Here is a 14528-nt window from a genome sequence, read left to right on the forward strand (position 1 = left end):
AAGTCAGGGACGGAGCAGCCGCATGAACAAAGCCAGATTTGCCACCACGTCGGTCATCGCACTGATGGCCGGTGTCGCGGCGCATGCCCAGCAAAGCGATGTGAATTTCGGTTTCAACGGGATGCCCGGCATGATCGACATGCCAACAGCGCAATCCCCCGCCAAAGATACGCTAGCAGGGTCATTGGCCTATCAGGAGGGTTATTTCCGTGCGACCTTCACCTATCAGCTGACCGATCGGGCGACCCTGGCTGCGCGGTATTCGGTGGTCGATCTTTACGGGAACCCGACATCGACGATCATTGATGGCGAGTTCGAGCGCAGCTTTGATCTGCATTACCGTCTGCTGGACGAATCCGCCTATCTGCCGGCCCTGGCCTTTGGCCTGCGCGATGTGTTCACGCCGGGGCGGTTTGCGTCGGAATATGTGGTCGCAACCAAGAGTTTCGGCGACAATCTGACTGTGACGGCAGGCCTCGGTTGGGGCGCGATGGCGACCCGCGACGGTTTCGACAATCCGCTGTCGGGCCTTGGGGCGCGGCCTGTGTTTGATGATGCGGATCCCGAAGGCCAGCTGGGGTCGGATTACTGGTTTCGCGGCGATGCGGCAGCCTTTGGCGGCCTGACCTACCAGATCAACGACCGCTGGGGCGTGGTTGCGGAATATTCCACGATCGCCTATCCCGAACAGCCATTTTCCCCCGCACTAGAGACTGACACCCGTTACAATCTGGGTGTGACCTACCGCCCGAACGATAGCGTGCAATTGTCATTCGCGTCGCTCTCGGGGCGCAATGTCGGGGTGTCGGGGACGTTTTCGCTGAACGCCAACAACCGTCCGGCCCAAAGCGGCAGCGAATCCGCGCCGACGCCGGTCAAGCTGCGCGACGTGCAGGCAGCGCAAAGCTGGAACCGCGCGACGGAACCGGGCCTGCGGGCCGCGACCTCACAGCTGTTGCAGATGGAAGGGCAGACGCTGACAGGTCTGGAAATGACCGACACGACAGCGCGGGTCCGCTATGTCAACGGGCGCTACAGATCGCAGGCGCAGGCGATGGGGCGCGTCGCCCGGTTGCTGACGCAGGTGATGCCCGACAGCATCGACACGTTCATTCTGGAACCCGAGGCGCGCGGGATCGGCCTGTCCGCCGTCACGATCGCGCGCAGCGATATCGAGCGTCTTGAAAACCGTCCCGGCGCTGCCGAATCCTTGCGCGCGGGCGTTGCTTTTGGCGATGCCTGGCCGGCGGATTCGCTGGCCGATGCGCGCCCTGCGCGGGATGCGTTTCAATGGGGGTTTGGCCCGTATCTGACGATCAATCCATTTGGTGGTGATGGCAACATTGCAGTGTCCGCCGGGCTGAGCCTGCGCGGCGTCTACCAGATCACCCCGCAACTCATAGCCTCGGGGGCAATCGTGCAAAGCGTGCTGAAAGCCGACAGGCGCGATCCCGGATCCGACAGCACGCCTGATATCCAGAATGTCCGCACCGATAGCCAGTTTTACGGCGACGACGGTCTGCCGGTTTTGCAGGCCCTGACCCTCAGCCATTATGGCAGGCCCGGCACTGATCTTTATAGCCGGGTCAGCCTTGGCTATCTCGAAAGCATGTTTGGCGGTGTTTCGACAGAAGTGCTATGGAAACCTGTCGACAGCGCGTTTGGCCTCGGGGTCGAACTCAACTATGTGGCACAGCGTGATACCGACATGCTGCTGGGCTTTGACGAATATGATTACGATGTGCTGACCGGCCATCTGTCTGCCTATTACGACTTTGGCAATGGCTATCACACGCAGCTTGATGTCGGTCGCTATCTGGCCGGTGACTGGGGGGCGACACTGTCGCTTGATCGCGAATACAGCAACGGTATCCGCGTCGGAGCCTACGTCACCCAGACCGATATCAGCTATGACGACTTTGGGGACGGATCCTACAACAAAGGTGTCCGTATCTCGATCCCGCAGGACTTTTTCATAGGGGATACGTCGCGCGGCACTTACGGAACACAAGTACGCACCCGGTCGGGCGACGGCGGCGCACGGCTGAGCGTCGATGGGCGTTTGTACGATGTCGTCCGCGATGCGCATGAAGCAGATTTAACGGATACATGGGGGCGGTTCTGGCGATGAACGTGATCAGACAATCGGCGCTGGCACTGGCAGCCCTTGGGCTGATGTCCTGCGGACCGCTGGCGCAGGGCGGTATCGGGACGCAGCTTGTGACCGCCGCAAGCACGCTTGCAGGGCGGACGCCCGTGGCGCCGCCTCCGCCGCAAGTCGCGACCGACGAACAGATCGCGGCGAACCCGGGCCAGTTCGTACGCGTCAACTTTCGCGATCTGGGGCGGTGGGACACGCTTGTCGTCGCAGGCACGAACGGCGCGCGCGTGACATGGATCGGGAGCGCGAACCTAAGCGTCACGATGGAGAACGGAATTGTCGTCGCGACCCGTGGATTGCCGCGCGACCTGATGGGCGCTGACACCGTGCAAACCTGGGCCGCGATCCGCGCGGGTGGCGGGACAGCCGAACGCAGGCATGACTTTCTGGATAACCTCGATCAGATTTCGCCAAGAGTGTTGCAATGTAGCATCGCTTCAATGGGACCGGACCCCTTTGAACGGCGCGAACAGACCTACAATACGACCCGTTTCGAGGAGAAATGCGTGAGTGAACAGCTCCAATTCACCAATATTTATTGGGTAAATCGGCAGGGGCAGATCATCCGTAGCTTGCAGGCCGTGTCGCCCGATGCGGGCTACCTGCAAATCGACGTTTTCTGATCGTTTTCGAGACTCTTGGTTTTTCCGCAAGGGCCTGATTTAAGGGATATATGTGGAAAGTCACGCCGTGACGCACCACCCGTGCATTAATTGGAGTACCGACATGCGCCTTACAACTACACTCGCTGCATCCGCAGTCATCGCTGTTTCCGCAGTTGCCGCAAACGCAGGCAGCTTGGCCCCAGCAACAATGGAAGCCCCCGTCGTCGTGATGGAAGAGCCAGCACCTGCCGGTTCGTCCATCAACCCAGCATTCGTTGTGGTTGGCGTTCTGGCCGCCCTGCTGATCGCAGCTTCGTCCGACTAATATCTGTGCCTGACCGCAAGGTCGGACCAGGAAAAGGCAGACCTTCGGGGCTGCCTTTTTGCGTCAGCGCCGCGCCATCATCGCCAGCCGGATCAGCGTGCGTTCCATCAGCGCCGCCTGCGGGGCAGTGCTGGCCGACCGCAGTTGCAGGTCGGTGTCGGTCAGCGCGGTCAGGGCTTTTTCCAGACGGTCGCGGCCCCATTGGCTGACTTGCCGTGCGATCTTGTCGCGGCGCGGGCCAAACACCGGCGGACGCAACCGCGCGACACCCGCACCGGCACCGCCCGGATCAGAGGCCACGACATGCAAGCGCCGGAAATGCCGCATCGCCCCGATGCAGAGCGTCACGGGCGTCACCCCTTGGGCGTATAGGCCGCGCAATACCGGCCCCAGTTGATCGACCTGACCGGCGGTCACCACATCGAGCACATCGTCGACATCGACCTCTGCCGATTGCGGGGCATTGGCCATGACATCCGCGATTGTCAAAGGCGTGGCATCACCCTGCTTGTACAGTCCGACCTTTTCCACCGTCTGCCGGAAATCGCCCGGTTCGAGCGTATTCGCCAGCGCGAACAGCGCATCCATCACGTCGCGGCCTGGTTGGTCCAGCCCCGCCTCTGTCAAGGCGCGCGCGATGTCGGACATGCTGGGCGGATCATCATAGATGCCGATTGCCATGGCGTTGCGGTGGCTCTCGAACACCTTGCGCAGGGGCGATTTGGCGGTCAATTGCCCGGCGGTCACGACCAGTTGCGCATCGCCCTGCCGCCACTCGGCAAGCGCCGCCTCGACCAGCTTGGACAGCGTGTCGGTGGCATCCTCGACAAAGGCGACGCGGTGGCCGGGAAAGAACCCTTGCGCCTTGATCGCATCGTCGAGCCGGGCAGGGTCCTTGCGCAGGTCGGCGGCGTTGATGCGCGTCAGGCGCATTTCCTCTTCGCCCTGCGGGCCGACGAGGGCGGCAATCGCCTCTTGGCGTTTGGTCGCCACGCGCATCGGGTCAGCACCGAAGATCAACAGCCCCGCATGCGCCGGATCGGGCTTGCGCAGATAGCCGGAGGCGGCGTCGCCCGCCAGTTTCATCGTGGCAGGTCCGGGGCCAGCAACAGCAGGCGGCTGACGATCATGTCGGCCAAGGCCACCGACAGTCGTGCTGTCGCGTCAGCCTCTGCGGCTTGCGTCGCGGTTGTCGATCCGGTTGCGGAATAGCTGGTAAAGGTTTCATGGCTGCCATTGGCGATCACCTCGCCTGTCGTGGCATGGGTCAGGACCCATGTGACGGTGCCAATCACGTTAAAGCGCGTGTTGTCGCCCGACGTGGTGATCGCAAGGCTGCGCCGCCTGTCGGTGATCTGCGCCCCCAGCACATAATCCGGGACCTCTTGCACACCGAGCCGTTGTTCCAGCCGTTCGCGCAGCCGGAAACCGGGCACGGTGTCGCGGGTGTCAAACGCGATCCTGCCGCGCAGGACATTGTCGGTGCCGTAGACCGGCACGAACCCACAGCCGCCAAGGGCCAGAAGGCCCAGCAGGAACAGGCGGCGGGAAGGGGTCCTAGATGACAATGTTCACAATCCGTCCGGGCACCACGATCAGTTTCTTGACGCTAGCGCCATTCAGCGCCCTTTGCACGCTGTCCAGCGCCAGCACGGCGGTTTCCACCGCTTGCACGCTGGCATCAGCGGCGACGACGATCTCGGTCTTGCGCTTGCCGTTGATCTGCACGGGCAGGGTGACGTGGTCATCCACCAGCATGGCGGGGTCGGCGACGGGCCAGGGCGCCATGGTGATCAGCCCATCGCCACCAAGGCTGGCCCAGATTTCCTCGGCCAGATGCGGGGTCATGGGGGACATCAGCTGTGCCAGCACCAGCGCCGCCTGCCGTTTGGCACCGCCAGAGGCGGTGGATTTGCCCAGCGTATTGGTAAAGGCGTAAAGCTTTGCAATCGCCGCGTTGAAGCCGAAGGTTTCCAGCCCCATCGTCACGTCATGGATGCAGCGGTGCATCGCGCGCAAAAGGTCGTCATCGCCGGTGCCGGGCGCATCGGGGGCCGCCGCAATTTCAGACGCGATGCGATAGACCCGTGCGAGATGGCGGTTGGTGGCATCCGCGCCAGAGGCGGTCCATTCCACATCACGTTCGGGCGGGCTGTCGGACAGCACGAACCAGCGCGCGGTATCGGCACCGTATCGTGCCAGAATGTCATCGGGATCGATGACGTTCTTCTTGGATTTCGACATCTTGGCGGAAGGGATCACCTCGACCTCGGTGCCATCGGCCAGCTTGCCGTTTTTCACATCCTGCGGGAAGTGATAGACAGGGCGGCCCGCCTCGTCGCGGGTCATGTAAATCTCATGCGTCACCATGCCTTGCGTGAATAGTGCGTTGAACGGTTCAATCGCGGTGTCGGGCAGGTGGCCGGTGATCTGCATCGCGCGGGCGAAGAAGCGGCTGTAAAGCAGGTGCAGGATCGCGTGTTCGATCCCGCCGATATACTGGTCCACGTTCATCCAATAGGCCGCGTCGTCCATATTGGTGGGCGTCGGCGCATGGGGCGCAGTGAAGCGGGCGAAATACCATGACGAATCGACGAAAGTGTCCATCGTGTCGGTTTCGCGCAGGGCGGGCTTGCCACAGGCGGGGCAGGCGCAGTTGCGCCATGTGGGGTGGCGGTCGAGCGGGTTGCCCGGCACGTCGAAGGTGACGTCATAGGGCAGCTCGATCGGCAGGTTTTCTTTCTTCTCGGGCACAGCGCCACAATCGTCGCAATGCACGATGGGAATGGGGCAGCCCCAATAGCGCTGGCGCGACAGGCCCCAGTCGCGCAGGCGGAACTTGGTCACACCTTGCCCGATGCCGTTCGCCTCGCAATGGGCGATGGCGGCGTCGACGGCCTGTTCGCCGGTCTGCCACTGGTCGCCCGCGAAGCCTTTGGTGTAGAATACCTTTTCGGTTTTGGCCGGCACATAGGCGGTGGTCAGGTCGGTGGGGGCGTCCGCATCTGGCAGGAAGGTCGCGATGATCGGCAAGCCGTATTTGGTGGCGAAATCGAAATCGCGCTGGTCATGGGCAGGACAGCCGAAAATCGCGCCCGTGCCGTAATCCATCAGGATGAAATTCGCGATATAGACGGGCAGATCAGGCTGGCCCGCCATCGGGTGCTTGACCGTCAGGCCGGTATCCAGCCCCAGCTTTTCGGCCTTTTCGATGGCTTCGGCCGTCGTCCCGCCCTTGCGGCATTCGGCGCAGAAGGCCGCGACCTTTTCATCCTTGGCTTCCAGTTCCTTGGCCAGCGGGTGATCGGGCGAGATGCCGACAAAAGACGCGCCCAGCAATGTGTCGGGGCGCGTGGTATAGACCTCGATCTGCCCGCCATCGGTGCGGGTAAAGCTGAATTGCAGCCCGCGCGATTTGCCGATCCAGTTCGCCTGCATCAGTTTCACCTTGGCGGGCCAGTTGTCGAGCGTATCAAGCGCGTCGAGCAATTCTTCGGAATAATCGCTGATCTTGAAGAACCATTGCACCAGTTCGCGGCGTTCGACCTCGGCGCCGGACCGCCAGCCTTTGCCGTCGATCACCTGTTCGTTGGCCAGCACGGTCATGTCGACAGGGTCCCAGTTCACCACCGCTTTCTTGCGATAGATCAGGCCCTTGGACAGAAAGTCGATGAACAGCGCCTGCTGCTGGCCGTAATATTCGGGATCGCAGGTGGCGAATTCGCGGGACCAGTCGATGCTCAGCCCCAGGGGTTTCATCTGCGCGCGCATGTCGGCGATGTTCTGGTAAGTCCAGTCCTTGGGGTGGCCGCCTGATGCCATCGCCGCGTTTTCGGCGGGCATCCCGAATGCGTCCCAGCCCATCGGGTGCAGCACATTATGCCCTGTCGCCAGTTTATAGCGCGCGATCACGTCGCCCATCGTGTAATTGCGCACATGGCCGATGTGGATGCGCCCCGATGGATAGGGGAACATTTCCAGCACATAATATTTGGGTTTGTCCGCGCTGCGGCTGGCGGTGAAGATCTGGCCTTCGGCCCAGATGTCCTGCCATTTGGGTTCGATTGCAGCGGGGGAATAGGGGGTCATCACTTGGTCTTTCACGGGGGCAAAAAGGCGTCGCCCTGTCATAATCCGACGCGGCGGCGATGGCTATACCCGCAAACGCAAAGAGCGGCGCCAAAGGCCCGCTCTCGCCTGGGGATGTCATCGTCAGGCAAAAACTGTTGAAAAGCCGAACATTCGGCGCATGTCCCGCGCTTTTCGTGGTTCGCGACAAGTCTTGCGCCGAGGGCGTCTATATCAACGCTGCCCTGTGGCGGGCCTGATGGTTGCTGTGGCAAAATTGCATCAAAAGCGGACCGCGAACGGTCTTCGTCTCGCTGCTTCTTGCATTAGGTGACCGAGAGGCCGAAACACAGGGCCAATCAATACGGACGCGGTTCGGTTGAGCGATGGAAAACGGAAAGGGACTCCACAATGAAAAATATCCTTCTTGCAACAACTGCGCTGGTGATGACCGCTGGTTACGCAGCTGCAGACGTGGCCGTCACTGGCGAAGCCAACGTCGGTCTGAAGTACAACTCCGGTGACGCAAGCAACGGTCTGGCTGGCAACACTGAAGAAGCACAGCTGTATTATGAACTCGACTTCAACGTCGTCGGTTCCATCACGCTGGACTCGGGCCTGACTGCGGGTGCATCGCTTGACCTCGATCTGGACGTCAACAACCAGAGCGACTTCATCGATGACCCAGAATTGTTCATCGCTGCCGGCGGCCTGCGCCTTGCGATTGGCAATGTTGACGGTGCTGACGGCGTCGTCGTTGGCGGGATCAGCGACATCGGCTTTGACGGCATCGGCATCGACGACACCGCCGAATCGTTCTTCGACAGCTCGACAGCAAACCTGCTGGTCACTTACACAACCGGCCCGCTGACATTCGCTGCGTCGGGCAACGTCGCTGACAGCGAAGCTACACCAGACGAAGATTACTCCTTTGGTGCATCCTATGATGGCGGCGCATTCACTGTTGGCGCGGCAATCACTGAACTTGGCGGCGCCGAAATCTACCTTGTGGGTGCCGACGTGACTGTCGCCGGTGCAAACGTGTCGCTGTTCTACCATGTCAACGACACCGCTGACATCGCAGGCTACGGTGCTTCCGGATCCTATCCGCTGGGTGACATCGTGATTTCGGCTTCGATCGGTGCAACCGATCTCGTCAACGACGAAGTCGACTTCGGTGTTGGCGCATCCTATGACCTCGGCGGTGGCCTCAGCCTCGCTGGTGGTATCGGCCAAGTCGACAACGCATTCCTCGACGATGACAGCTACACCGTGGCTGACTTCGGTGTCGTCCTGAAGTTCTAATCTACCGACTTCACTTTTCTGGAAAGAGCGGGCCATCGTGCCCGCTCTTTTTACTTTTGCCACAGGACGCCTGATTGAGGTGCGTTGATGTCATTTTACGAAATACAGGCCCGTATCGCCGCCGCCTGCGAAAAGGCGGGCCGCCCTGTGCAGGACGTCACGCTGATCGCTGTATCCAAGGTGCAGCCCGACGCGCGGGTCGCTGCCGTGCTGGATCAGGGCCATCGCGTGTTCGGTGAAAACAAGGTGCAAGAGGCAGCGGGCAAATGGCCGCGCTTTCGCGAAACCTATGACGGGATCGCCCTGCATCTGATCGGCCCGTTGCAAACCAACAAGGCCCGGGCTGCGGTGGAACTGGCGCAGGCGATCCACACGCTCGACCGGCCAAAGCTGGCGCAGGTACTGGCGCGGCTGGCGCAGGAACGCGGGGAATGTCCTGACCTGTTCGTGCAGGTCAACACCGGCGAGGAACCGCAGAAGGCGGGTGTGCTGCCAGCGGATGTCGATGGTTTCGTGGCCGAGGCGCGCGCGCTGGACCTGCCTGTCGTGGGATTGATGTGCATCCCGCCCGTGGACGAGGAACCGTCGCTGCATTTCGCGCTTTTGGCGAAAATGGCCGCGCGGAACGGTCTGGCGGGCCTGTCGATGGGCATGAGCGGCGATTTCGAAAGCGCCATCGCGCTGGGGGCGACGCATGTGCGCATCGGCTCTGCGATCTTTGGTGAACGGGCCACGGGGTGAGCGATTACGCCCCGCCCCAAGACCCGCTTGTCATCCTCCACCACGACCATCAGGTGCTGCTGGTCGATAAACCCAGCGGGCTGCTGAGCGTGCCGGGCAAAGGCGAGGATCTGGCGGATTGCCTGATCGCGCGGGTGCAGCGGGTGTTTCCCGACGCATTGCTGGTGCATCGGCTCGACCGTGACACATCGGGCGTGATGATCTTTGCGCTGACCCCCCATGCGCAGCGCCATCTGGGCCTGCAATTCGAGAACCGTCAGACCAAGAAAACCTATGTTGCGCGTGTCTGGGGTGAAATCGCGGACAAGACCGGCACCGTCGATCTGCCGCTGATCGTCGATTGGCCGAACCGCCCCTTGCAGATGGTGGACCACGAAAACGGCCGCTCCGCCGTGACCGATTGGCGCGTCGTGCGCACAGGCGGCAATGAGACCCGCGTGCGGCTGATGCCCAAAACAGGCCGGTCACACCAGCTGCGCGTGCATATGCTGGCACTGGGCCATCCGATTCTGGGCGATCCATTCTATGCGACGGGTCCTGCACGCGACCATCCGCGCCTGATGCTGCATTCCGAGACATTGCAGTTCCGTCACCCCGATGGCGGGCAGGGGATGCGCATAACCGCGAAGTGCCCCTTCTAGACACCCCGCGATCAATCGCCAGAAAACATGCGGCGATACTCTTTGACAAACTGCCGCAAAACACGCGGCGCTACTCTTTCACAACACATCCCGACCTCAGGCGGTCAGGAATTCCTGTACGGCGGCAATTTCGCTTTGCGCGATGCCGTGACCGCCCGTGTGCCAATGCACCTGCACGTCCGCGCCCTGTGCGGTCAGATAGCCCGCCAACGCATGGGTCAGGTCGGACGGGCAGATCGGGTCATTCTCGCCCGCCGTGATCAGCACGCGCCGCCCGTTCAGGCCGGGCTGCGGGGCGGGGTTGAAGGGAATCAGCGGGTGCATCAGAATCAGATCATCGACCAGACCCGGTTCCAGCATCGCCACCGAGGCAAGGATGTTCGCCCCGTTGGAATAGCCCAGCCCGATGGTGCGCGGCGCATTTGTGCCGCTGACCTCGGCCGCGATGAAATCCGCCATGGCGCGAGTGCGCAGGGCGAGATCGTCCATGTCATAGACGCCTTCGCCGGTGCGCTTGAAATACCGCGCCGCCCCGTGTTCGGACACATCCCCGCGCGGTGATATGACATGCGCGCCGGGCATCAGCTGTTCCGCGAAATCGTGGAACTGGCTTTCCGACCCGCCGGTGCCGTGAAAGGTCAGGAACAGCGGTGCGCCCGCTGCCCCCGTCGTGCGTTTTGCGTGATAGGTCATGTTACCCTTCCAGCGGTTCCAGCAGGTTTTCCAACTGCGTCCGCAGATGTTCGTGCTGGCTTGGCAGTTTCAGCGCCTCACCAAGGTTTGCGGTATCCTCGTCGCGGGCAAAGCCCGGTTCGTTCGTCGCCACCTCGAACAGCACACCGCCGGGCGTGCGGAAATAGATCGCGTAGAAATAGTCGCGGTCGATGACCGGCGTGACCTGATAGCCCGTGTCAAGAAGCGCCTCGCGCACTTCCAACTGTCGCGCGCGGTTGTCCACGGCAAAGGCGATGTGGTGCACCGATCCTGCCCCCTGCGCCGCACGTGGCGCGGAGGGTGTCACCTCGATGTCGATGGCATTGGCGTCATTGCCGCCCGGCACGATAAAGCGGGTCACGTTGTTTTCGCTGTCCAGCTTTTCATAGCCCATGAAGCGCAGCAATTCCGCGCTCGCATCGCCATCGCGCAGGCGCATGTCGGTCGAATGAAAGCCGCGGATCGCGATATCCTCGCTCACGCCGTTGCCGGTCCAGGGGGTGCGGTCATCGTTGCGTTCCACCAGCGCGAACTGATCGCCGTCAGGGCCGTTGAACAGCACACGCTTTTCACCGAACCGGGTGTCCTGTGACACGCCATCGGTTTCGAACGTGGCCAGCCGGTCCAGCCATGCCTGCGATGTGCCTGTGGGGATGGCAAAGGACGTGCGCCCGACTTCACCCGCGCCAGCGCGTCCGCGTCCGGCGTTGGGGAAGGGGAAATAGGTCATCACAGTACCGACGCTGCCGGTCTCGTCACCGTAATACAGGTGATAGACGTCGGGCGCGTCGAAATTGACCGTCTGCTTGACCCGTCGCAGGCCAAGGACGTTGGTGAAGAAAGCGTTGTTTTCGCGGGCACCACTGGCAAGTGATGTGACGTGGTGCAGCCCATTTATTTGCTTGATCATGGTTCGTCTCCTTATCCGTTGGGGGATAAATAGAGGATTCCACGACGCACTAAATAGCAGCGAGCGCACCAGATCGGTGCGCCCGCGCACATGAGCTTATTCTGCGGCCCAGCCAGAGATCGCCTTGACCTCCAGAAACTCCTCGATGCCCCAGACGCCGCCTTCGCGGGCGCGGCCGGACATCTTCATCCCGCCGAACGGCGCACCAGCCCCGCGCGATTTGCCGTTCATCTCGATCATGCCCGCCCTGAGCGCACGGGCCATGCGGTTGCGACGCGCGCCGTCCTGCGACTGGACATAGTTCGTCAGGCCGTAGGGCGTATCGTTGGCGATGGCGATGGCCTCTTCCTCGGTGTCGAAGGGGATGATCGACAGAACGGGGCCAAAGATTTCCTCGCGCGCGATACGCATCTGGTTGTTCACATCGGCAAAGACCGTGGGGCGGACGTAATAGCCGCGGTTCATCCCTTCGGGCAGGCCGGAGCCACCCGCGACAAGCCGCGCACCTTCGTCGATGCCGACCTGGATCATGGTCTGGATCTGGTCCCATTGCCTGCGGTTGACGACAGGCCCGATATGGCGGCCGGGTTCAGAGGCCGGACCAACACCGATGCTGTTGGCGATTTCGGCGGCGGCTTCGACGGTCTGGTCATAGATCGACCGCTCGACCAGCATCCGCGTCGGTGCGTTGCAGGACTGGCCGGAATTGTCCATGCAATGCAGTACGCCGCGTTTGACCGCCCTTTCATCCGCATCTGCAAAGATCACGTTGGCCCCCTTGCCACCGAGTTCCAGCGTCACCCGCTTGAGCGTTTCGGCGGCGGCGAGCGAGATAGCTTTGCCCGCGCGGGTCGATCCGGTGAAGCTGATCATCGAGACATCCTCGTGCCGCGACAACTGGCTGCCGACACCCATGCCGTCGCCGTTCACAAGGTTGAACACACCAGCAGGCACGCCCGCGTCATGCACGAATTCCGCGAACAGCAGCGAGGACAGCGGCGCTTCTTCGGAGGGTTTCAGCACGATGGTGCAACCGGCCAGCAGCGCGGGGATCACCTTGAGCGTGACCTGGTTCATCGGCCAGTTCCACGGCGTGATCAACCCGACGACGCCGATCGGCTCCAGCGCGATCCGGTCGTTGGGCGCATGCGGGCCCAGCGGTTTGATCCATTCGATATGTTCAAATGCTTTCAGGAAGTTTTCCAGATGCCACGGCAGACACGGGGCCTGATCGTTGCGCGCCATGTCGATCGGCGCACCCATTTCCAGACTGATCGCCTGCGCCATTTCTTCGGCGCGGGCTTCATACTGGGCCAGAATACCGCGGACGTAATCCGCGCGTTTCGCGGGGTCGGTCGCAGACCACGCGGGCAAGGCCGCGCTGGCGGCGGCGACGGCGGCGTTCGTATCGGCGTGATCACCCAAGGAAATGACAGCGCAAACCTCCTCGGTCGATGGGTCGATGACGTCATGGTCGTGGGGTTTGGCGGGCGCAACCCATGCACCGTTGATATAGAAATTGCGTTGTTCGATCATGATCTCTCTCCTGCACTTTGGCAAAGGTGTGGCATCTGCCCCGTTCCGGCGCAAGCGGCTGTGGCACAAGTGCCCGACCGTTCCTATGTAATGGGTGTAACCCTGAAATGAAGGAGCATCCCAATGGGCCTGCGCATCAATGATACAATCCCTGATCTGACCGTCGAAACCGATCAGGGCACAATCAAACTGCATGACTGGATCGGCGACAGCTGGGCGATCCTGTTTTCGCACCCCAAGGATTTCACGCCGGTCTGCACGACGGAATTCGGCGCTGTCGCCCAGCTGGCCGATGAATGGGCCAAGCGCGGCACCAAGGTCATGGGCATCAGCGTCGACGGGGTCGAGGACCACAAGAAGTGGAAGCATGACATCGAAACATTCGCTGACGCCAAGGCGGGATTTCCGATCATCGCGGACGAGGATCTGACCGTCGCCAAGGCCTTCGACATGCTGCCCGCTGACGCCTATCTGCCCGATGGGCGGACGCCTGCCGATAGCGCGACCGTGCGGGCGGTGTTCATCATCGGGCCGGACAAGAAGCTGAAACTCTCGATGACCTACCCCATGAACGTCGGGCGCAATTTCGCCGAGGTGCTACGCGCATTGGACGGATTGCAGACCGCCAATGGCAAGGGTGTCGCGACGCCCGCCAACTGGAACGTCGGCGATGACGTGATCATCCCCGCCACCGTCAGCAATGAAGATGCGAAGGCAAAGTTCGGTGATTTCACCACCGTGTTCCCGTATCTGCGTACGACCAAGCTGTAAGAACGACAAAGGCCCCGGTATCTTGCCGGGGCCTTTTCGCGGGTGCTTCGGTCTTAGTAGGAATAGCTGACCGCGAAGCCGATGTAGGGGAATACGGGAACATCGGACAGGTCGGCATTCGCTTCTGCAATGCTGTCGATTGCATCTTCGTCGGTCGTGTCTGAAGAGATTTCCAACGACGATACGATCACGCCGACATCACCAGAAAAAGCCCAGCCGCTGCCGAATGGATATTTGAAACCCGTTGTGATCATCGGTGCGATCTCGTTTTCAAACGCCACCTTGCCTTCATAGACGGTGCCCTCGTCGTCGAAGGTGCCGCTCAGTTCCGTGTTCGACAGGAACAGGCCCGCCGACAACCGCCATGCATTCGACAGTGGATAGTAATCCCCGACGACTGCAAAGCCGCCCAATTCCAACGTGCCGTCGGCTGTAAAATCGTCATCGTCGAACGTATCGTTAATGTCGGGAGCGCCCATGACGATGGCACGGATGCCGATATTTGGCTGGATTTCATACTCACCCTGTAACGCGTAACCAAAGCTCGTCAGGCCGACACCGACCGACACGTCGCTGAAGTCCTGCGCCTGCGTAGCAGCACCTGTTAAACAAGCGACCAACGCCGCCGAAATGGTATTTGTTTTCATGAATGACCCCTCCTGAAGGCGATGACGCAACGTCAAGCCTTCACAACATATGGGAACATTTTTGACCCGCACACCCGATAATAGCGGCGTTTCTGCAGTTCTTT

At 61.5% G+C, this 14528-nt stretch carries 13 protein-coding genes; 6 read left to right on the forward strand and 7 right to left on the reverse strand.

The window, feature by feature from the left end; genetic code table 11:
• Positions 1 to 22: 22 nt before the first annotated feature.
• Positions 23 to 2131 carry a YjbH domain-containing protein gene (locus H147_RS0112890; RefSeq protein WP_019955787.1) on the forward strand — a complete coding sequence of 703 codons (2109 nt, stop codon included), beginning with the start codon at positions 23 to 25 and terminating at the stop codon, positions 2129 to 2131.
• On the forward strand, positions 2128 to 2784 hold the full coding sequence (locus H147_RS0112895; protein ID WP_162561669.1) for a YjbF family lipoprotein: 657 nt from the start codon (positions 2128 to 2130) through the stop codon (positions 2782 to 2784). Before H147_RS0112890 ends, H147_RS0112895 begins: the two co-directional genes overlap by 4 nt.
• A 370-nt stretch (positions 2785 to 3154) precedes the next feature.
• Here H147_RS0112895 and holA read toward each other — a convergent pair whose 3' ends face one another.
• The 3 genes from holA to leuS are packed head-to-tail and all read right to left on the reverse strand — an operon-like array spanning position 3155 to position 7180.
• The gene (holA, locus tag H147_RS0112905) at positions 3155 to 4177 is read right to left on the reverse strand and encodes a DNA polymerase III subunit delta (protein ID WP_019955790.1); all 1023 of its coding nucleotides are present in this window, start codon (positions 4175 to 4177) and stop codon (positions 3155 to 3157) included.
• A complete protein-coding gene (gene lptE / locus H147_RS0112910) occupies positions 4174 to 4659 on the reverse strand; it encodes an LPS assembly lipoprotein LptE (protein ID WP_043699913.1) in 486 nt (161 codons plus the stop codon). Before lptE ends, holA begins: the two co-directional genes overlap by 4 nt.
• The gene (gene leuS, locus H147_RS0112915; RefSeq protein WP_026352500.1) at positions 4649 to 7180 is read right to left on the reverse strand and encodes a leucine--tRNA ligase; all 2532 of its coding nucleotides are present in this window, start codon (positions 7178 to 7180) and stop codon (positions 4649 to 4651) included. The genes lptE and leuS overlap by 11 nt, the downstream gene beginning before the upstream one ends.
• Positions 7181 to 7570: 390 nt before the next feature.
• Between leuS and H147_RS0112920 the strand changes: the two genes are divergently transcribed.
• From H147_RS0112920 to H147_RS0112930, 3 genes are all read left to right on the forward strand, one after another.
• Positions 7571 to 8464 carry a porin gene (locus H147_RS0112920; RefSeq protein ID WP_019955793.1) on the forward strand — a complete coding sequence of 298 codons (894 nt, stop codon included), beginning with the start codon at positions 7571 to 7573 and terminating at the stop codon, positions 8462 to 8464.
• 87 nt (positions 8465 to 8551) lie between these two features.
• Positions 8552 to 9205 (forward strand): YggS family pyridoxal phosphate-dependent enzyme, encoded by a 654-nt coding sequence (locus H147_RS0112925; protein WP_019955794.1) that lies wholly within the window; start codon positions 8552 to 8554, stop codon positions 9203 to 9205.
• Complete coding sequence (locus tag H147_RS0112930; RefSeq protein WP_019955795.1) at positions 9202 to 9846, forward strand: pseudouridine synthase; 645 nt, start codon at positions 9202 to 9204, stop codon at positions 9844 to 9846. The genes H147_RS0112925 and H147_RS0112930 overlap by 4 nt, the downstream gene beginning before the upstream one ends.
• A gap of 96 nt (positions 9847 to 9942) precedes the next feature.
• Here H147_RS0112930 and H147_RS0112935 read toward each other — a convergent pair whose 3' ends face one another.
• The 3 genes from H147_RS0112935 to H147_RS0112945 form a co-directional block, all read right to left on the reverse strand.
• Positions 9943 to 10539 (reverse strand): alpha/beta hydrolase, encoded by a 597-nt coding sequence (locus tag H147_RS0112935; RefSeq protein WP_019955796.1) that lies wholly within the window; start codon positions 10537 to 10539, stop codon positions 9943 to 9945.
• Between the two features lies 1 nt (position 10540).
• Positions 10541 to 11470 (reverse strand): VOC family protein, encoded by a 930-nt coding sequence (locus tag H147_RS0112940; protein ID WP_019955797.1) that lies wholly within the window; start codon positions 11468 to 11470, stop codon positions 10541 to 10543.
• A gap of 96 nt (positions 11471 to 11566) precedes the next feature.
• A complete protein-coding gene (locus H147_RS0112945) occupies positions 11567 to 13006 on the reverse strand; it encodes an aldehyde dehydrogenase family protein (RefSeq protein ID WP_019955798.1) in 1440 nt (479 codons plus the stop codon).
• A 123-nt stretch (positions 13007 to 13129) separates the two neighbouring features.
• Between H147_RS0112945 and H147_RS0112950 the strand changes: the two genes are divergently transcribed.
• The gene (locus H147_RS0112950) at positions 13130 to 13777 is read left to right on the forward strand and encodes a peroxiredoxin (RefSeq protein WP_019955799.1); all 648 of its coding nucleotides are present in this window, start codon (positions 13130 to 13132) and stop codon (positions 13775 to 13777) included.
• Positions 13778 to 13830: 53 nt separating this feature from the next.
• On the opposite strand, the gene H147_RS0112955 is transcribed toward H147_RS0112950, so the two are convergent.
• Positions 13831 to 14424, reverse strand: a complete 594-nt coding sequence (locus tag H147_RS0112955) for a putative outer membrane beta-barrel protein (RefSeq protein WP_019955800.1) — start codon at positions 14422 to 14424, stop codon at positions 13831 to 13833.
• Positions 14425 to 14528: the final 104 nt, after the last annotated feature.

Source organism: Yoonia vestfoldensis DSM 16212 (assembly GCF_000382265.1).
Classification (GTDB): Bacteria; Pseudomonadota; Alphaproteobacteria; order Rhodobacterales; family Rhodobacteraceae; genus Yoonia; species Yoonia vestfoldensis.